Below are 17,383 nucleotides of genomic sequence, written 5' to 3' on the forward strand. Positions count from 1 at the left end.
TTCAGGACCGCGAACGGACCGGCGTCAGCGCGTCGAACTCTCGAGACACCCCAGCCGCCACGAGGTAGTCGCCGAGCAGCGACGTCCAGTCCGTCTGAATCAGGTCCGCGCCGAGCCGCAGGAGCTCGCCCCACCCGGCATCCGGGTCACCGAGGACCGACGTCTCGTCGTCGAATCCGGCGAACAGCGGCACGCGGTTGTTGAGGTTGATCGCGTTCAGGAGGCAGGCGAGGCCACGAGCGCGGAGCTCGTCGATCGCGCCGGGCGCAAGGAACTCGTGAGAGCGATCCGCGGCGATCAGCTCCACCCCGACGAGGTTGATCTCCTCGTCGCCGAACACCTTCTCGATCTGCGCGAGCGAGTGGACCATCGGGATGAACGGGTACTTCACCGGATGCCGGCGGAGACGTTCCAGCGAGGCGTCGTCGACGTTGCTCTTCAGCACGAGCTGGTCGGCCATCTCGAACTCGTCCAGCCGGGGCAGCAGCGAGTCCCAGTACCACCAGGATCGGTCGACGTTGAACAGGACGTCCTCGCCGCGGAATCGCTCCAGCACGGGCGCGAGCTCCTCCACTCGCGGGGCCGACGCCGTGGAGTTCATCTCGACGTACGTCAGCTCACGGATCTGCGTCGTCGACATCGAGTTGATGTTCTGGTGCGTTCCGAACCGCTGCGGCTCGAGGCCGTCGTGGAAGAGGAAGTGGTCGCCGTCCGTGGACGCGATGACGTCGATCTCCACGATCGTCGCGCCGGAGCGAACCGCCGCCTGCACCGCGGGCAGCGTGTTCTCCATGATCGTTCCCGTCGCCGTCCCGCGATGCGCGGCGATCAGCACCCCCCGCTCGGCGGCGAGACGGTTGATCCGTGCGTTCTGGGCGGCGTATCGGCTCTGACCGAACATCGATCTCCTTCGATTCAGCGCCGCGCGGACGCGCGGTCGCGGGTGGAACGTCCGTACACGGCCCACATCGCGGTCCCGGCAAGGATCATCACGATGACGGTGTAGACGAACGAGAGTGCGGTCGCGTCACCGAGAGTGCCCTCACCCTTGGTGGCGTTCTGAATGACGATTCCCAGCGGCTGGTACAGCGGATGCGCCAAGAACACGGCGCTGTCGTAGTCGGTGAGCAGGCTGTTGAAGTTCAACGCGGTGATCGCCGCGGCGGTCGGCAGCACCAGTGGCAGCAGCACACGACGGAACGTGTAGAACGAGCTGGCTCCGAGGATGGTGGCCGCTTCCTCCATGCTGTCCGGCACGCCGATGAAGGCGGCCTTCAGCAGACGCAGTGTGAACGGGATCGTCGCCGACACGAACGCGATGCCGAGGAGGATGACGGTTCCGGTGAGCACGGTGCCGCCGACGAGCGCCTGCGGCACGGAGAACGTCACGATGAGGCCGAGTGCGAGCAGCGTCGCCGGCAGCACCCACGGGATGTGCAGCAGGTACTCGAAGAACGCGGTCACCGGGTTCTCGTACCGCTGCACGATGCGCGCGATGAACAGCACCCCGATGACCACGACGAGAGAGCAGATCGCGCCGTAGCAGACCGACACGAGCAGGGGCTTGAGTGCCGCCGGGTCGGTGAACACCTTGACGTAGTTCGCCAGCGTGAAGCTCTCCGGACGGAGATCACCACTGGAGATCGTCGCGGCGTCCGTGAAGGAGAACACCACGATCAGCAGCGGCGGGATGACGTAGATCGCGAACAGCAGGTACGCGATGGCATGCACGATGACGTTCCCCACCGGCGAGGTGATCTTCTGCTTCTCCATCACGCTCGGGACCTTGGACACCGAGAAGTAGGTTCCCCCCTTCTGCATGCGGTTCAGCACGAACAGCAGGATGAGGGTGGACAGACCGAGCGCGAGCGCGAGCACGGCGGCCAGGTCGCGGGAGGACGGCGCCTGCGCGAACGTGAGGATCATCGGCGAGATCGTCTGGAAACCCGTGCCACCCAAGACCTGGGGAGCGGCGAACGCGCTCAGCCCGCCGAGGAAGGTCAGGATCGTGATCGCGAAGATCATGGGCTTGATCGTCGGCAGCACGATGCGGCGCAGGATCGTCCAGGCCGAGGCGCCCATCATCTTCGCCGCTTCGATCGTGGTGTAGTCGACCTTTGCGAGCGCCGCGGACAGGAACAGCATGTGCTGGCCCGTGCCGGCGAAGGTCATCACGATGATCACGGCGAGCGGACCCTGGAACCAGTGCGGATCGATGTCGGGGAAGATCGGGATCAGGAGCTTGGTGACGAAGCCGTTCGAGCCGAACATGAACTTGTAGCCGGAGACCGCGATGACGCCGCCGTAGATGAGGGCGGTCGCGTATCCCACCCACAGCAGCTTCGACCCGCGAATGGCGAAGTAGCGCGTGACGAGGACGATGAAGATTCCGACGACGTTGACGGTCACGGACAGCGACACCGCGAGGATGAAGCTGTTCAGCAGCGACCTCATCGCACGTTCGCTGGAGAGCAGTTTCTCGAACGCCCGGCCGGAGGGAGAACCGTCCGGGAAGAAGATCTGCCCGAGCAGGGTGATGTTCGGAACGATGAGGAATGTGACGATGAACCAGGCCGTCACCACGAGCACGATGATCACGAGCGGGGATCGCAGCATGTCACGGATCGAGCGCTGCCACAGCCACTTCTGCGACGGCGCCTTCTGCGCAGCGATGGCCCGCGTGCTCGCGGTCGGTGTCGCCTCGGTGGTCACGATGACGCCCCGTAGCTGAGCACGTCGGTCGGGTCGATTCCGACCGTGACCTCATCGCCGGGCTCGAACATGCGCGTCGAGCGTGCGTCCCCGATGACCTTCACTTCGGTGTCGCCGATCATCGTGCGGTACGACGTGTACAGGCCGTGGAACGACCGGGACACCACACGCGCCGAGAACGGCACACCGGCCACAGCCTCACCGGCGGCGGCGACGTGCGGCTTCTCGACGCGGACGTAGGCCGCATCCTTCAACTGCGCCGCACCGGCGGCCCCCGAGGTTCGCAGCGTGTCGACCACGGCCGGGTCCAGCCGGTTGACGTCACCGATGAACGTGCAGACGAACTCCGACGCCGAACGGTCGTAGATGTCCTCCGGCGGACCGACCTGCTCGATCCGTCCCTGGTTGATGACCGCGATGCGGTCCGACATCGTGAGGGCCTCTTCCTGGTCGTGCGTCACGTAGACCGTGGTGATGCCGAACTGCGACTGCAGGTCCTTGAGCTGCCCGCGCAGCTGATGACGCAGCTTCGCGTCCAGGTTCGACAGCGGCTCGTCCAGGAGGAGGATCTTCGGCTTCGTGACGAGGGCGCGTGCGATCGCGACGCGCTGCTGCTGACCACCCGACAGCGCGGCGACGGACTTGCCCAGCTGCTCCTCGGTCAGACGCACATCCGCGGCGATCGCGGCCACGCGCTCCGCCACCTCAGCCTTCGGACGGTGCTTGACCGCCAGCCCGAACGCGATGTTCTCCCGCACGGTCATGGAGGGGAACAGAGCGTAGTTCTGGAACACCATGCCGATCTCCCGCTTGTCCGGGGTGAGCCGCGTGACATCCTTCCCGGCGACGCGGATCTTCCCGGCCGCGGGCTGGACGAACCCGGCGAGGGTCCGCAGCGCCGTGGTCTTCCCGCACCCGGATGGTCCGAGAAGCGTGAAGAACTCACCCTCCTCGATCGTGAGATCGAAGTCCGGGAGCGCGGTGAAGTCACCGAAGGCGACCGTGATGTTGTCGAAAGTGATCATGAGGCCTCCTGGCCGATGCGACGGGCGGGACGAGTTCGGGGTGGGGCTCGCTTGCGGACGAGCCCCACCCCGGGCGAGAGATCAGCCGAGGTACTCGAGCGTGACCTTCTCGACCCACGCGTCGATGTTCGTCGCCACGAAGGCCCAGTCGACCTCCTGCGTCTCGAACGAGTCGGTCTGCTTCACCGCGTCCGCGTTCGCATCGGCGATCGCGTCCTCGTTCATCGGTGCGGTGAAGAACTGCTTCGACCAGGCGGCCTGCGACTCGGCGCCGCCGAACCAGTCCAGGAACTTCTGTGCGGATTCCTCGTGCTTGGTCCCCTTCACGACGGCGACCGACTGCGCGACCATCGGCACCCCGATCTTCGGGTGCACCGCTTCGGTCTTCAGGCCGTACTGCTCGTCGCGCATCGCCTTGCCCGCGAGCCACATCTGGCCCGCGTCAACCTCGCCGGCCGCGATACGGGCGTAGAGGTCCTCGCCCTCCACCGCGCGGTTGCCGTTCTTGAAGTACTGCTTCACGGCGTTCCATCCCTCATCCGAGATGCCGAGATCGCCCTTCTCGTCGGCGTAACGGGTGAGGATTCCGCTCAGGACCATCTGCGTCGTGGCACCGCCGAGCTCAGCCGGTGTCTCGTACCGACCGGAGAGCCCCTTCTTCGTCCAGAGGTCCGGCCAGTCGGTCGGGACCTCGGCACCCGACAGCGCCTCCGGGTTGTAGACGAGCATCACGGGCTCACGCACGATCGGCCAGTAGGTCTTGCCGTTGCCGAACTGCTCGGCGTCGACCTTGTCAGCCCAGCTGGGCTTCGAGTCAGCCAGAACGCCCTGGGCGTCGAGCTTCTCGTAGTACACCTGGTTGAGGCCGAACACGACGTCGGCGACCGGGTTGGCCTTCTCGGCGATGAGGCGGTTCATCACGTCCGCTCCCCCGAGGTCGACGAACTGGATCTCGAAGCCGGCCTTCTTCGCCGCATCGGTCAGCCATTCCCCGCGGCCATCGGACACCGAGTTCGAGTAGACGACGAGCGGGTCGCCCGATCCGCCGGAACCCGACCCCGCCGTGGAGCCGTCCGAGCTTCCGCCGGCCGAGCAAGCGGTCAGCGCGAGTGCGGATGCTGCGAGGACCGCGCCGAGCGCGCGTGCGTACTTCTTCATTGTGATCTCTCTCCGTGATTGACGCCGTTGACACCAAGGATGCACGGAAATGATCGCGCGTTCATCAACCCCGTGTCAAGCGTGGATGAACGACCGGTTCCTTCCACGTAAACACCGTTGGATAGCTACTCTCCTGCGGATACACCTCGCCGGAACCGCAAGAGTTGTCGGTGAACGCGCGTACAGCAATGCAACGGAGAATGGAAGGAAGGGCCCGTCATGCGACCGATTCCCGGCTCGCTCCGCGCGACCGCCGGCCCTCTGCCGAGCCGGTGGAGTGCGCGGACCAGCGCCGCGTCAGGGTGAGGGAGACCTCGTTGAGGCGCGAGACCGGGCGGGCGCAGCCGTTGCGGGCGCAGCCGGTTGGCGAGCGCAATTCGCGGCGGCGGAACATCAGGGGGCGAGCGGCGGAGCGCCCTCTTCCAGCGACGCGAGAACGCCCGCGAGAAGGCCCCGGCTCCACAGCGCCTGGCCCGGGTCCTGCGGCCCGCGGAACGCGGGTTCGATGGTCATGATCAGGAGCAGGTGAAGCGAGTAGAGGCGGCGCCGAACCGGTGCTGTCCCATCGTTCGGGAGGGCGCCGTACCCTGCCGCGAACTCTTCCGCGCAGGGGAAGATCGGCACCTCGTTGTTCATGAACGCGGCTTCCATCAGAGGGTCACCCCACAGCGCGCGTTCGTGATCGACGAGCCCGGTGATCCGCCCCTCCTCGGCGAGCGCATTGCCCGGCCACAGATCCCACGCGACGAAGCGGGGGGTGCGAATGACATCGAGCGCGGCGCCGTGGGCGTCCACCACGGCGGTGATGCGCCCGGGCTCGACCCCGAGGTCGACGCCGGCACGGACGGCATCGCCGAGGAGATCGGCGATCAGGAGGCTGAAGGCGCCCCGCCACGTTTCGTGAAGCACACCGCCGACATGGCCGAAGCCGGGCCCTCGGATGTCATTGAGCCGTCGGTTCAGCACGCCGAGCTCACGAATCCGGGCGGCTTCGTCCACCGGTGTCAGGGTCTTCTCGTCCATGACCTCACCGAGGTTGCGTCCGGGAATGCGGGACATCGTGAACCACGGCGCATCCACGAGTGACATCGTCGTGTCCACGTGGTGCAGGCGCGGGACCGGAAGTCCCGCTCTGTCAGCCAGCAGACCGAGCACCGTGGTCTCGTTCTGCATCGCGTTGAGTTCGTACGTCAGAACCGGCGTCCGGCGCAGGGGAGCGATCTTCAGGACCACCTCGCGACCGTCGCGAAGGCGTGCCGCATAGACGGCGTTGAACCAACCGCGTTCGAGCTCCTGGACGGCGTCCGGCGTGGTGCACACGGAGTCCGTGCCGTATGCGTCCTCCAACATCCGACGAATCACATGCGACGCCGGACGGTTCTTCGTTCTGCTGTCCATTACTCCTCCTGCCCGGTCAGGCCGACGGTCGACGCCTTTCCCGGCGTCAGCGATGCCCGGTTCGCCACGTGATCAACGGCAGCAGTGCGCGGATGCGGCGATCGCGGATCGCGCTCCACCACACGCCGGCGCCGTAGGCGGCATCATCCAGTCGCCGCGCGACCATGAAGCGCAGCGGATCCAGACGCACGTGGAGGCGGCGCAGTTCCCAGATCGTGTCCAGCGCGACGGCGACGACGACCACGCGACGCGCGCGGCTCGAGAACGGCAGCGCCACCATCGTCACCGGCCACCAATGCCGGAGCACCAGAGCGACGCCCTGTCCGACCGCCGCCAGGATGCCCCGTCCGACCAGCCGCCCTGCTTCGCGCGGCAGGCCGTGCATCGGCCGCAGGCGTGCGGCGACGCGGATCGTCGCGATGATGCACAGCACGAGCGCGACGGGCAGTGACCAACGGCGCTGCAGCACGAGCGCGGTGAGCACCGCCACCGCCCACGGCGGCAGGATCGCAGGTGCGATGGCATCCGGATGACGCCGCCCCAGGTCGGAGGCCCCGGTGCCGTAGAAGAACTTCCGCGACAACCACGCGCACAGTGTGGACCGATGCTCGTGCTGCACGGCGGCCGTCGGCTCGTATCGAACCCGCCACCCTGCCTCCACCAACCGCCACACGAGGTCGACGTCCTCCCCGACCTGCATCGCGTCATCGAAGCCGTCCGCCAAGGCCTCCGCGCGTGCGACGACGCACGTGCTGGACACCCAGGAGACACGGTTGCGTGGACGCACCAGCGCCGGACGATCGCCGAGGTCGAGAGACGACCGCGCGTTCTCGTACCGAACGATCCAGTTGTCCTGCTCGCTCTCGATGCCGCGCACCTGGGGTGCCGCGAGCGCGAGCGAAGGATCCGCGAAATGCGCCAACAGGGTCTGCAGGGCACCGGGTAGCACCACCACATCCGAGTCCACGAACGCGATGAACGGCGTCCCGCAGCGCTTCGCGCCGGCGTTGCGGGCACCGGCGGGCCCGACGTTGCGCGAAAGCGCGACGAACTCGGCCCCCGCGCTCGCGGCAACCGCGGCGGTCGCGGCCGGATCCCGCGAAGCATCATCGACGACGATGACCGCAGCGAGCCCGTCGGGAAGACTGCCCAGCAGGCGCGCGAGCTGGCGCGGACGGTCTCGCACGGGAATGACGACACTGAGCCGACCGAGTTCGATCGGCGCGAGCGAATCGAGAACGGGATCGGCGAGTCCCGCTTCGAGGAGGTGATCGGCGAGAACGGCACTCGCGCTGTCCACGACGGTGACGATGCCGTCGACCAGAAGCGCACGCGCGGCCGGCTTGAGACGCACGACTCGGGTGGGCGATCCACCGATCAGCAGCCCCGCACGCACCATCCGGACGTCGCCGCGCACGCGGACGACGAACCCGTCCGGAAGTCGCTTTCCGCTGGTCACGTCAATACCTTCTGCAAGCAGCCGTACCGATCGACGGTGCCTTCGAGGCGAGCGCGCGCAGTGGCGATCATCTCGGCGAGGATCACTTCACCCGAAGCCGCCGTCGCGCCCCGCGGATCGCCGAGAACGCCGGTCGGAGCAACGGCGCGCATTCCCGCAACGCGAAGCACCCCCAGCAGTTCGTCGAGCGGCCGAGTCTCGCCCGCAGCCATCCGGTCCGGCCGGACATCGCCGGGGCGCAGGTGGGCCATGACCGAGGTCTCGATCCGCCCGGCGTGCGTGTCGGCCGGATCCGGTGCGGCGGTCCCGCACGGCAGCCAGGCGACGTCCCGTCCTTCACGCCGCAACCGTGTGACCGCCGCCGCGAGCGCACCGACGTTCCCACCATGGCCGTTGACGAACACCACGCGGGCGGCCCACCGCATCGCGGAACGCCCGAATTCCGTGATCAGCAACTCCAACGCTTCCGCACCGATCGAAACGGTGCCCGGGAAGTCCTCGTGCTCACCGCTGGATCCGTACGCGATCTCCGGCGCGACGAGACCGCCGTGAACGGCGACGAGACCGCGCGCGACGGCAACGGCGATGGCGGTGTCGGTCCCGAGAGACAGGTGGGGACCGTGCTGCTCCGTCGAGCCGAGCGGGACGAAGACCGTCGCCGCCTCGATCTCGGGCCAGGTGCGGGTGGCGAGCTCATCGTCACCGGACATGGTGTGCTCCTTCGCACCCGCACGTGGACAGCAGGGGATCTTGCGCCGATACTAGTGGCACTCGATGCAGAATATGACGGACGGGGGCGATATGAGGCGGATCGTCGTCGTGGGAGGCGGAGCCGCCGGCGTCCCCCTCGCCGTTCGACTCGCGGAAGATCCCGAGATCACGGTCACACTCGTCGAAGCAGGGCCGGCCCGAGACCTGCCGCCCGAGCTCGACGACGGCACCTCGATCCGTGCTGCCGCTCCGGATCACCCGCAGAACTGGGCGTACCCGGCACACCTCACGCCAGAGCGCCCCTGGCTCGTTGCCCGCGGACGGGTGCTCGGCGGTTCGAGCGCCATCAACGGCGGCGCGTTCGTGCGCGCCTGCCCCGCCGAATTCGATGCGTGGGCAGAGATCGGGGGCGACGCGTGGCGATACGAGAACATGCTGCCGTTGATGCGCGCGATCGAGACCGACCTCGATACCGGCGCCACAGCCGTGCACGGCTGCGACGGGCCGATCCGCGTTCGTCGTGCGAGAACCGACACGCCGCTCGTTCACGCGTTCATCCACGGCGCCGTCGAACTCGGGTTCCCCGTTGAGCCGGACAAGAACGCGCCCGGCGTCGCGGGGGTAGGAACCGTGCCGTCGACGGTCGTGGACGGGGTGCGCGTCAGCACCGCCACCGCGTATTCGGGTGACTGCGGGCCCGCCGGCCTGACGATCGTGAGCGAAACAGTCGTTCACCGTGTGCTCTTCGATGGCATCCGGACCACGGGCGTGGAAACCTCCGACGGGGTCATCCCCGCCGACGACGTCGTCCTGTGCGCCGGTGGCATCGGTTCGGCACGCGTTCTGCTGGCGTCCGGCATCGGGCCCCGTGCGCAGCTTGAGCCTCTCGGCATCGCCGTTGTCGCCGATCTTCCGGTCGGAACCGCCTTCAGCGACCACCCCGACGTCACCCTCACCTGGCGCGCGGCGACCGACCTCAGCCAAGAAGTGGGTTCGCCTTTCCCCGCGACCCTCGATTTCGCCGCGGATGCGGGCGATGCCGTCGACACGGATCTTGAGATCGTCCTCGTCACACGTCCGCTCTCGGAGCTGCTCGGGGACGAACCGGCCGCAGCCGGGACGCAGGAACTCCCGCTCATCGTCTCGTTGCAGGCTCCCCGTTCTCGCGGCGCGATCCGCCTCACATCGTCCGACCCGACCTCCCCGCCGGACATCGACTACGGATATCTCGCCCATGAGGACGATCGCGCGCGGCTGCGCATCGGCGTGCGCACCGCCGCGGCGCTGCTGACCAGCGCCGCGTTCGCGGCGATGTTTCAGGGCTTCACCGATCTCGATACGCCCACGCTCACCGATGACACGCAGCTCGACGCATGGATTCGCGGGCATCTGGGCACCGCGATCCATCTCTCCGGCTCCGCCCCGATGGGCACCGTGGTCGACGGCGACGGACGGGTTCTCGGCACTCGTGGCCTGAGCGTGGCCGACACGTCGATCCTGCCGACGGTACCCACGCGCGGTCCGTTCGCGACGGCCGTGCTGATCGGGGAGCACGTCGCGCGGGTTCTGCGCGCGCACGATTGAACCTGCGTCAGACCGTCTGCCCAGCCGGAACGCCGAGCGCGCGGATGAAGTCGTCAGGGACCAGAATCGAGTCCGGAGACAGCTCGTGGATCGAGCTGAGACCCAGTCCGAGCAGCGCCGAGTCGATGCCCGAACGCATGATGTCGAGAACGTTGCCGACCCCGATCTCACCGTTCGCAGCCATACCCCAGAGGTAGGCACGGCCGATCATCACGGCTTTTGCTCCCAGCGCGACGGCCTTGACCACATCGGACCCACGGCGCACGCCGCCGTCCATGAGCACGTCGATCTGATCGCCGACCGCGTTCGCGATCGGGTTCAGCACGCGAATCGTCGCGGGGGTGCCGTCGAGATTGTTCCCACCGTGGTTGGAGACCGAGATCGCGTCGACCCCGGCGTCGACCGAACGGCGTGCGTCATCAACACGGCACACACCCTTCAACATGAACGGCGTGCCGCTGATCTGCTGCCATTGCTCGCGCATCCAGGCCACATCCTCCCAGGTCGGCGGGGTCGTGGTCATCCACTCGTAGTAGGCGCCGAAGAACGTCGGCCCCGTCTTCTCCCCGGCAGCGGCGAGGTTCGGCGCGGTGAGGTCGGGGATATGGCCGGACTTCACGAAGCGCCACAGCCAACTCGGCTTCGTGATCACCGCAGGCGCGAGCTTGATCGCCGCCGCGAGATCCACCTTTTCCGGGATCTCCGGGCTCCCCCAATCGCGCCCCATGCTGAATGACCAGTCGAGGGTCGCGATGAGGCCCACGACGCCCGCGGCGTGAGCACGAAGCATGCGCTGGATCATCACATCGCGATCACCGGTCCAGTACATCTGGAACAAAGTGTTCGGTGCCGCGGCCACGACGTCTTCGACCGACTTCGACGCGAAGTTCGACAGCCCCATGAGGGTGCCCCGAGACGCGGCGGCGCGTGCGACTCCGACCTCTCCTTCGGGATCAACCGCCTGCACACCGGTCGGTGAGATGATCACCGGAAGTGAGATGTCCTGTCCCATCACACGCGTCGCCATGGATCGCTCGGCCTGATGCCCGGCGACCACGGGCGCGAATCCGAGTTCACGGAAGGCCGCCTCATTGTCGGCGATGGTCTGCCCTCGTTCGGAGCCCGCGAGGAGGGCGCCGTAGACCGGCTGCGGGAGCCGCTTCTTGGCGCGAGCCTGCGCGACGGCGACGGACTCGAACCAGGGATTCTGCTTCCAGGGATTGAGCTTCATGTGCGGTGTCTCATTTCGGGTCGGGCGACCGAATGTCGGGCGCTGTGCCGGGTAACCCGCTGATCGGCGGGGCCGATCAGCCGATCATGCGGTCGGCGCGAAGCCGGCGAGAGGGTTGACCGCGCACGCCGAGACCGGAGGCGCGGTGATGTCCTCCCGACGCCGCAGCGTCAGCATCACGGGTCGGTTGCGGGTGGGATTGCGCTTGGAGTGGTCCTTGCTCGCCGTCGGCACGGAACGAGCCTCGGCCAGGGCCGTGGCGCCGTAGCCCTGCACGCATTCCGGGTCGGGTCCGTCCATCGGGATGCCGGTGAAGAACTTCGCCGCCATGCAGCCGCCGCGGCAGGTGTCGAAGAACGAGCACGACGAACATGCGCCGCCCGCGGTCGGGTTGCGAAGCTTGCGGAACAGCTCCGAGTCCTGCCAGACCCGCTGGAACCCGCCCTCGTCGAGCAGGTTGCCGGCGAGGAACTCGTCGTGGATCGCGAACGGACACGCGTAGACGTCGCCGACCGGGTCGATGAGGCACACGACGCGGCCTGCGCCACAGAGATTCAGTCCCGGCAGGGAGTCACCGAAGGCGGCGAGGTGGAAGAACGAGTCACCCGTCAGCACGTTCTCGCCGTTCGCCATCAGCCAGTCGTACAGTTCACGTTGCTGCTCCGGCAGCGGGTGCAGCTCGTCCCACACGTCCGCACCACGACCGGACGGACGCAGGCGGGTCAAGCGCAGCGTCGCGCCGTACGCGTCGGCGAGCGCCTTGAACTCATCCAGTTGGCCGATGTTCTGGCGCGTGCAGACGACCGAGATCTTCGCGTCCCGAAAGCCCGCGTCCTGCAGGTTCTGCAGTGCCCGGATCGCCGTGTCGAACGAACCCGGGCCACGGACGTAGTCATTGACCTCGGCGGTCGCGCCGTCGAGGGAGATCTGCACATCGACGTAGTCCGTCGACGCCAGCAGCCGCGCCTTCTCCGGCGTCAGGCGCGAGCCGTTCGTGGAGAACTTCACACCGACCTGGTGGTCGACCGCATACTGCAGCAGATGCCAGAAATCCGGGCGGATCGTCGGCTCACCGCCGCCGATGTTCACGTAGAAGACCTGCATGCGCTGCAGCTCGTCGATCACGGCCTCGCATTGCTGCGTCGTGAGCTCGCGCGGGTCGCGACGTCCCGAGCTGGACAGGCAGTGCGCGCACTCGAGGTTGCACGCGTAGGTCAGCTCCCACGTCAGGCAGATCGGCGCGTCGAGGCCGAACTCGAACTGCTCGACCAACGTGCCGCCCTGCGGGCGCGCCGGCGCGGGCTGGATCAGAGTCATGCGGCAACCTCCTCGGCCGGTTGCGGGCGGATCATGTCGGCGGCGCCGAGTCCGCGCAACGCCGCGACGTACGCGGGCCACTGCGCTTCGGCGACACCCGCCGCGACGAGCGCCCCGCGGATGTCCGTCGAGCCGTCAAGACCGCGGACGACCGCGACGAGCTCGGGGCGTTTCAGGAACGTCAGTTTGCGGTTGCCGAAGTGATACGCCAGCGCCCCGAACGGCTCCGGCCGCAAGGCCACCGAGGGCGACAGGACCCAGGTCTGATCGAGCATGTTGACAACCCTGTGCGCGTGTCAGTAGACGCCGCACATCCCATCGATGGACACCTCTTCGATGAGCGAGTCCGCGACGATCTCCTCGTCGGGCTCGGCCGGGGTCCGGGTGTGCTCCGTCATTTTTTCCTCCTTTGGAAACGACCGCGTCGTCGCGGTGCGCCTCACATTAATGCACTCGTGGCAGAAATAGAACCCTTCCGCCACGCGCACTAGATTCGTTCTTGATGAGCGCCGATCCTGCACGCACGTCCGCCCGCCACGGACGCCCCGAGGCGACCTCGCATGCGGAGATCGAACGCGTCGCGTTCGCGCTGTTCGCCGAGCACGGCTTCGATGGCACGACGCTCGAGGACATCGCGCGCGCCGTCGGCGTCGGCCGCCGCACGCTCTTTCGTTACTTCGAGTCGAAGAACGACATCCCCTGGGGCGAGTTCGATCAGACCCTCGATTCCTTCCGTGCGATCCTGCGCGGCATGCCCGCCGACGCCACGATCGCGGAGGCATTGGAGCGCGGCGTCGCGGAGTTCAACCACTTCCCCGCCGACGCCGATCCTCCGCACGAGCAGCGGATGCGGCTCATCATGGACACGCCGACGCTGCAGGCCCACTCCGCCGTCCGCTACGCCGCATGGCGCCGCGTCGTCGCCGATTTCGTGGCCGAGCGCGCGGGCGGCTCCCCGGAGGATCCGCTCCCCAACCTCATCGGCCATGTCAGTCTCGCCGTGGCGCGCAGCGCCTACGACGAGTGGATCCGCGATCCCGCGCGCGATCTCCCCGCACTCGTCGCACAGCAGTTCCGCGCCGCCCGCGAGTTCTTCGCCTGAAGAATCCGGGACGACGGGCTCCGCCCGTCGCGTGACCGACGGAGCCCGTGGCCGCCTGGCTCAGAAGTACTGAGCGCCGCCGTCCACGCTGATGTGCTCGGCCGTGATGAAAGACGCGTCGTCGGACGCGAGGAACAGGACGGTGCTCGAGATCTCATCGGCCTCTGCGGAGAAACGCGGCAGGAAAGGCGTGCCCATGTTCATCAGCACGGGGTTCGTCTCGGCGGCCCGCGTGAGAGCGCCGATCATGTCTCCCGAGCCCATGGGCGTATTGACGTTGCCGGGGTGGATGCTGTTCACCCGGATCGAGTGCTTGCCCAGCTCAGCCGCGAAGGCCCGCGTCATGCCGACGACGGCGTGCTTCGACGCCGTGTAGCCGACCATGAACGGCTGCACCTTCTTTCCCGCGTACGAACTGATCAGGATGACCGATCCGCCGCCACGCTCGACCAGATGCCGCGCACCGGCGATCACGGTGTTCCACACGCCCGTGACGTTCGTGTCGATGTGGTTCTGGAACACCTCCGGCGCGGTCTGGTCCCATGTGCTCGGGATGCAGACACCCGCGTTCGCCACGATCACGTCCAGCCCGCCGAAACGCTCGACGCCCCGCTCGACGACGGCCGTCATCCCGTCGAGGTCACGCACGTCGGCGATTTCGGCGAGGATCTCCGATCCGGTCGCCTCGACGAGCGAGACGGTCTCGGCGAGATCCGCGGGGGTCGGCGAGTCGTACGGCACACCCGGAATCGGACCCGCGAGGTCGATGCCGACGATCTTCGCGCCCTCGGACGCCAGGCGCACGGCGTGCGCTCGCCCCTGCCCCCGCGCGATGCCGGTGATGAACGCGACTCTGCCTTCGAGTCGGCCTGAAGCAGCCATGTGCACTCCCTTGTGACGATGATGAGCACGGGCCTCGCGCTCAAGGAGAGCCTAATCGCGATCTGACCAAATGACTAGAGGCATGATTAACATTCACGAACAAGGAGACCCGAACAGGTGGTCACTGTCCGGGTCTCCTCATTTCCACGTGCTGTAGTCGTAGTTCACGACATCACAGGCCGCCGTCCACCCTGAGGACCTGACCGGTGATGTAGCTCGACTCGGGCGATGCCAGCAGGTACACACCGTTGGCGGCTTCCTGCGCCGAGCCGGCACGACCCAACGGGATGCCCTGCTCAGCGGCAGCGAGCACGTCGGCGCGGATGCCGACCTTGATCTCATTGCCCTGCACGGTGATCGAAGCCGCGTCATCGGTCGCGACCGTCAGACGCGTCGAGATCACACCGAACGCGACGGCGTTCACCGTGACGTTGTAACGCCCCCATTCCTTGGCGAGAGTCTTGGTCATGCCGACGACGCCCAGCTTGCCGGCCGAGTAATTGACCTGCCCCGCGTTGCCGTCCAGACCCGCGACGGAGGAGATGTTGATCACCTTGCGCGTGGGAACCTCGCGACCCTCGGCCCGCGCAGCCTTGACGGCCTGGCTGATCACCGGCTGCGCGGCGCGGAGGATCCGAAACGGCGCCGTGAGGTGCACATCGATGATCGCCTGCCACTGCTCGTCGGTCATCTTCTGGATGACGTTGTCCCACGTGTACCCGGCGTTGTTCACGATGATGTCAACACCGCCGAACTTCTCCACGGCCGTGCTGACGAATCGCTCCGCGAAGTCGGGGTCGGTCACGCTGCCCACCACGACCTCGGCGCGTCCCCCGAGCGCACGGACCGCCTCCGCCGCCTCGAGCGCGGGACCCTCGTCGAGGTCGTTGATGACGATCGATGCCCCTTCGCTCGCGAACTTCTCCGCCACAGCGCGGCCGATACCGCGACCGGATCCGGAAATCAATGCCACTTGGCCGTCCAGCTTGCCCATGCGTGTCCCTCCAGACATTCGCCGTCGAACGCGTCTGCCGCGATCACCCGGTTGTAAACCGTTGTTCTCTACTACTATCATGTCAACGCCGGTAAAATCGCTCTTTATTGCAGATAATGTGAAGCAGAGTTCTACCAATACCCGAGCAGAGTTGCGAGGGACGAAGGAGTTGAGATGGCTGACAACGTCGTGATCGGCGGAGTGGGGATGGTCCCGTTCTCCAAGCCGAGCCAGGGCTTCGGATACGAGGAGATGGGCGCGGCCGCCGCTCGCGCCGCGATCGAGGACGCCGGCATCGCGTACGGAGACGTGCAGCAGGCGTACATGAGCTACGTCTACGGCGACTCGACGTCAGGCCAGGCCGTCCTGTATCAGCTGGGCATCACCGGTATCCCGGCCGTGAACGTCAACAACAACTGCGCGTCCGGCTCCTCGGCCCTCTGGCTCGCCCGCCAGGCGGTCGCGTCCGGGCAGGCCGACGTCGTACTCGCGGTCGGCTTCGAGCAGATGCGCCGCGGCGCCCTGAAGTCGTTCTGGGAAGACCGTCTCTCCCCGACCGACCGCTCCGAGGCCGTCGCGCGCTCCCACCCGGACTTCGATCCGGAGGTGCCCATGGCCGCGCAGCTGTTCGGCGGCGCCGGCTGGGAGCACATGCAGCGGTACGGGACGCAGCCCGAGACGTTCGCGCGCATCTCCGTGAAGGCGCGCTCTCATGCCAGGCACAACCCCTACGCGGTGTTCCGCGATCAGGTGACCCTTGAAGAGGTGCTCGAGTCGCCGCAGGTGTGGGGGCCGCTCACGCGCCTGCAGTGCTGCCCGCCCACGTGCGGCGGTGCGGCCGTCGTGGTGATGAGTGAGAAGTACGCGCGCGAGCACGGACTGGACGCGAGCGTCCGCGTGCGCGCACAGGAACTGCGGACGGACGTCGGCGACGCCTTCGATCCGACGGACCGCCGCGGGTCGGTCGGCGTGGGCATGACCACCGCCGCCTCGCAGGCCGTGTACGAACAGGCCGGCGTCGATCCACTCGACATCCCGGTCGTCGAACTGCACGACTGCTTCACCGCGAACGAACTGCTGACGTACGAGGCACTCGGTCTCACCTCGGAGGGCACGGCCGAGAAGTTCATCCTCGCGGGTGAGAACACCTACGGCGGCCGCGTCGTCACGAACCCGTCCGGCGGCCTTCTGTCCAAGGGCCACCCGCTCGGCGCCACCGGGCTCGCCCAGGCGGCGGAGCTCACCTGGCAACTGCGCGGAACGGCCGGCGGCCGGCAGGTGGAGGGGGCGACGCTCGGCCTCGCGCACAACATCGGCATCGGCGGCGCCTGCGTCGTCACCCTCCTTGAGGCGGTGTCGGCATGAGCGTGGACCCCGCCCTCATCGGCTACGCGCCGGCGGATTCGACCGCGCGGATCGACCGCGAGCGCGTGGCGTTCTTCGCGCGCACGATCGGCATCGATTCGGGGCCGAGCGTCGACCTCGACGCCGCGGTGTCCGACGGCCACCCCGATCTGGTCGTGCCGCCGACCATGCTGTTCGGCGTGGAGCTGGAGCGCTCGGACACCTTCGCGGTGTACGCCGCGCACGGCGCCCCACTGAGCAAGATCCTGCACGGTGAGCAGCGCTTCGTTTACCACGCCGACGTGCACGCGGGCGAGGAGCTGACGTTCCGCTCGGTCGTCACCGATGTGTTCGAGAAGGCGGGCGGCAAACTCGAGTTCATTCTGCGTCGGACCGATGTGCTGCGCGACGGGCAGCTCGTCGCCGAACTGCACAACACCGGCATCGTGCGGCACTGAGGAGGATC

The 17,383-nt window shown here is 67.5% G+C and carries 17 protein-coding genes; 4 read left to right on the forward strand and 13 right to left on the reverse strand.

What is annotated here, in order from left to right; all coding sequences use genetic code 11:
- Nucleotide 1 precedes the first annotated feature (1 nt).
- The 7 genes from BN1193_RS14100 to mftE all read right to left on the reverse strand — a co-directional run bounded on the left by BN1193_RS14100 (nucleotide 2) and on the right by mftE (nucleotide 8,462).
- On the reverse strand, nucleotides 2-901 hold the full coding sequence (locus tag BN1193_RS14100) for a glycerophosphodiester phosphodiesterase family protein (RefSeq protein WP_040167462.1): 900 nt from the start codon (nucleotides 899-901) through the stop codon (nucleotides 2-4).
- Between the two features lie 14 nt (nucleotides 902-915).
- Nucleotides 916-2,712 (reverse strand): ABC transporter permease, encoded by a 1,797-nt coding sequence (locus tag BN1193_RS14105; RefSeq protein WP_326845055.1) that lies wholly within the window; start codon nucleotides 2,710-2,712, stop codon nucleotides 916-918.
- Complete coding sequence (locus tag BN1193_RS14110) at nucleotides 2,709-3,737, reverse strand: ABC transporter ATP-binding protein (RefSeq protein ID WP_040167465.1); 1,029 nt, start codon at nucleotides 3,735-3,737, stop codon at nucleotides 2,709-2,711. Before BN1193_RS14110 ends, BN1193_RS14105 begins: the two co-directional genes overlap by 4 nt.
- 81 nt (nucleotides 3,738-3,818) lie before the next feature.
- Entirely contained in the window at nucleotides 3,819-4,895 is a 1,077-nt protein-coding gene (locus BN1193_RS14115) for an extracellular solute-binding protein (protein ID WP_040167466.1), read from the reverse strand.
- Between the two features lie 393 nt (nucleotides 4,896-5,288).
- On the reverse strand, nucleotides 5,289-6,245 hold the full coding sequence (locus tag BN1193_RS14120) for a phosphotransferase family protein (protein WP_195907876.1): 957 nt from the start codon (nucleotides 6,243-6,245) through the stop codon (nucleotides 5,289-5,291).
- 94 nt (nucleotides 6,246-6,339) lie between these two features.
- Nucleotides 6,340-7,752 carry a mycofactocin biosynthesis glycosyltransferase MftF gene (mftF, locus tag BN1193_RS14125; protein ID WP_040167468.1) on the reverse strand — a complete coding sequence of 471 codons (1,413 nt, stop codon included), beginning with the start codon at nucleotides 7,750-7,752 and terminating at the stop codon, nucleotides 6,340-6,342.
- Complete coding sequence (gene mftE, locus BN1193_RS14130; protein ID WP_040167469.1) at nucleotides 7,749-8,462, reverse strand: mycofactocin biosynthesis peptidyl-dipeptidase MftE; 714 nt, start codon at nucleotides 8,460-8,462, stop codon at nucleotides 7,749-7,751. The genes mftF and mftE overlap by 4 nt, the downstream gene beginning before the upstream one ends.
- A gap of 91 nt (nucleotides 8,463-8,553) precedes the next feature.
- Here mftE and mftG point away from each other — a divergent pair, with 91 nt between their 5' ends.
- Nucleotides 8,554-10,047 (forward strand): mycofactocin dehydrogenase MftG, encoded by a 1,494-nt coding sequence (gene mftG, locus BN1193_RS14135; RefSeq protein WP_230206511.1) that lies wholly within the window; start codon nucleotides 8,554-8,556, stop codon nucleotides 10,045-10,047.
- A gap of 7 nt (nucleotides 10,048-10,054) precedes the next feature.
- On the opposite strand, the gene mftD is transcribed toward mftG, so the two are convergent.
- The 4 genes from mftD to mftA form a co-directional block, all read right to left on the reverse strand.
- Nucleotides 10,055-11,278, reverse strand: a complete 1,224-nt coding sequence (mftD, locus tag BN1193_RS14140) for a pre-mycofactocin synthase MftD (RefSeq protein WP_040167474.1) — start codon at nucleotides 11,276-11,278, stop codon at nucleotides 10,055-10,057.
- 84 nt (nucleotides 11,279-11,362) lie between these two features.
- Nucleotides 11,363-12,595, reverse strand: coding sequence for a mycofactocin radical SAM maturase (gene mftC, locus BN1193_RS14145; RefSeq protein ID WP_040167477.1), 1,233 nt, complete (start codon nucleotides 12,593-12,595; stop codon nucleotides 11,363-11,365).
- Nucleotides 12,592-12,870: a mycofactocin biosynthesis chaperone MftB gene (gene mftB / locus BN1193_RS14150; protein WP_040167478.1), complete on the reverse strand. Its 279-nt coding sequence runs from the start codon at nucleotides 12,868-12,870 to the stop codon at nucleotides 12,592-12,594. Before mftB ends, mftC begins: the two co-directional genes overlap by 4 nt.
- 21 nt (nucleotides 12,871-12,891) lie before the next feature.
- Entirely contained in the window at nucleotides 12,892-12,993 is a 102-nt protein-coding gene (gene mftA / locus BN1193_RS14155; protein WP_040167479.1) for a mycofactocin precursor MftA, read from the reverse strand.
- Nucleotides 12,994-13,097: 104 nt separating this feature from the next.
- On the opposite strand from mftA, the gene mftR reads away from it, so the two are divergent.
- Nucleotides 13,098-13,697: a mycofactocin system transcriptional regulator gene (mftR, locus tag BN1193_RS14160; RefSeq protein ID WP_040167480.1), complete on the forward strand. Its 600-nt coding sequence runs from the start codon at nucleotides 13,098-13,100 to the stop codon at nucleotides 13,695-13,697.
- 60 nt (nucleotides 13,698-13,757) lie between these two features.
- On the opposite strand, the gene BN1193_RS14165 is transcribed toward mftR, so the two are convergent.
- Together BN1193_RS14165 and BN1193_RS14170 are read right to left on the reverse strand one after the other, a co-directional pair.
- Nucleotides 13,758-14,579 (reverse strand): mycofactocin-coupled SDR family oxidoreductase, encoded by an 822-nt coding sequence (locus BN1193_RS14165; protein ID WP_040167482.1) that lies wholly within the window; start codon nucleotides 14,577-14,579, stop codon nucleotides 13,758-13,760.
- 172 nt (nucleotides 14,580-14,751) lie between these two features.
- Nucleotides 14,752-15,573 (reverse strand): SDR family NAD(P)-dependent oxidoreductase, encoded by an 822-nt coding sequence (locus tag BN1193_RS14170; protein WP_040167484.1) that lies wholly within the window; start codon nucleotides 15,571-15,573, stop codon nucleotides 14,752-14,754.
- Between the two features lie 174 nt (nucleotides 15,574-15,747).
- Between BN1193_RS14170 and BN1193_RS14175 the strand changes: the two genes are divergently transcribed.
- Both BN1193_RS14175 and BN1193_RS14180 read left to right on the forward strand, forming a co-directional pair.
- A complete protein-coding gene (locus tag BN1193_RS14175) occupies nucleotides 15,748-16,938 on the forward strand; it encodes a lipid-transfer protein (protein WP_040167485.1) in 1,191 nt (396 codons plus the stop codon).
- Nucleotides 16,935-17,375: an FAS1-like dehydratase domain-containing protein gene (locus tag BN1193_RS14180; protein WP_040167486.1), complete on the forward strand. Its 441-nt coding sequence runs from the start codon at nucleotides 16,935-16,937 to the stop codon at nucleotides 17,373-17,375. Before BN1193_RS14175 ends, BN1193_RS14180 begins: the two co-directional genes overlap by 4 nt.
- Nucleotides 17,376-17,383: the final 8 nt, after the last annotated feature.

This window comes from Microbacterium gorillae, assembly GCF_000826185.2.
Taxonomy (GTDB): domain Bacteria; phylum Actinomycetota; class Actinomycetes; order Actinomycetales; family Microbacteriaceae; genus Microbacterium; species Microbacterium gorillae.

Coding starts and splice junctions, on each gene's coding strand:
- BN1193_RS14110 (WP_040167465.1), bottom strand. CDS start 3,737: ATGATCACTTTCGACAACATCACGGTCGCCTTCGGTGACTTCACCGCG.
- mftD (WP_040167474.1), bottom strand. CDS start 11,278: ATGAAGCTCAATCCCTGGAAGCAGAATCCCTGGTTCGAGTCCGTCGCC.
- mftA (WP_040167479.1), bottom strand. CDS start 12,993: ATGACGGAGCACACCCGGACCCCGGCCGAGCCCGACGAGGAGATCGTC.
- BN1193_RS14100 (WP_040167462.1), bottom strand. CDS start 901: ATGTTCGGTCAGAGCCGATACGCCGCCCAGAACGCACGGATCAACCGT.
- mftB (WP_040167478.1), bottom strand. CDS start 12,870: ATGCTCGATCAGACCTGGGTCCTGTCGCCCTCGGTGGCCTTGCGGCCG.
- BN1193_RS14175 (WP_040167485.1), top strand. CDS start 15,748: ATGGCTGACAACGTCGTGATCGGCGGAGTGGGGATGGTCCCGTTCTCC.
- BN1193_RS14115 (WP_040167466.1), bottom strand. CDS start 4,895: ATGAAGAAGTACGCACGCGCGCTCGGCGCGGTCCTCGCAGCATCCGCA.
- BN1193_RS14120 (WP_195907876.1), bottom strand. CDS start 6,245: ATGTTGGAGGACGCATACGGCACGGACTCCGTGTGCACCACGCCGGAC.
- BN1193_RS14180 (WP_040167486.1), top strand. CDS start 16,935: ATGAGCGTGGACCCCGCCCTCATCGGCTACGCGCCGGCGGATTCGACC.
- mftC (WP_040167477.1), bottom strand. CDS start 12,595: ATGACTCTGATCCAGCCCGCGCCGGCGCGCCCGCAGGGCGGCACGTTG.
- BN1193_RS14165 (WP_040167482.1), bottom strand. CDS start 14,579: ATGGCTGCTTCAGGCCGACTCGAAGGCAGAGTCGCGTTCATCACCGGC.
- BN1193_RS14170 (WP_040167484.1), bottom strand. CDS start 15,573: ATGGGCAAGCTGGACGGCCAAGTGGCATTGATTTCCGGATCCGGTCGC.
- mftR (WP_040167480.1), top strand. CDS start 13,098: ATGAGCGCCGATCCTGCACGCACGTCCGCCCGCCACGGACGCCCCGAG.
- mftG (WP_230206511.1), top strand. CDS start 8,554: ATGAGGCGGATCGTCGTCGTGGGAGGCGGAGCCGCCGGCGTCCCCCTC.
- mftE (WP_040167469.1), bottom strand. CDS start 8,462: ATGTCCGGTGACGATGAGCTCGCCACCCGCACCTGGCCCGAGATCGAG.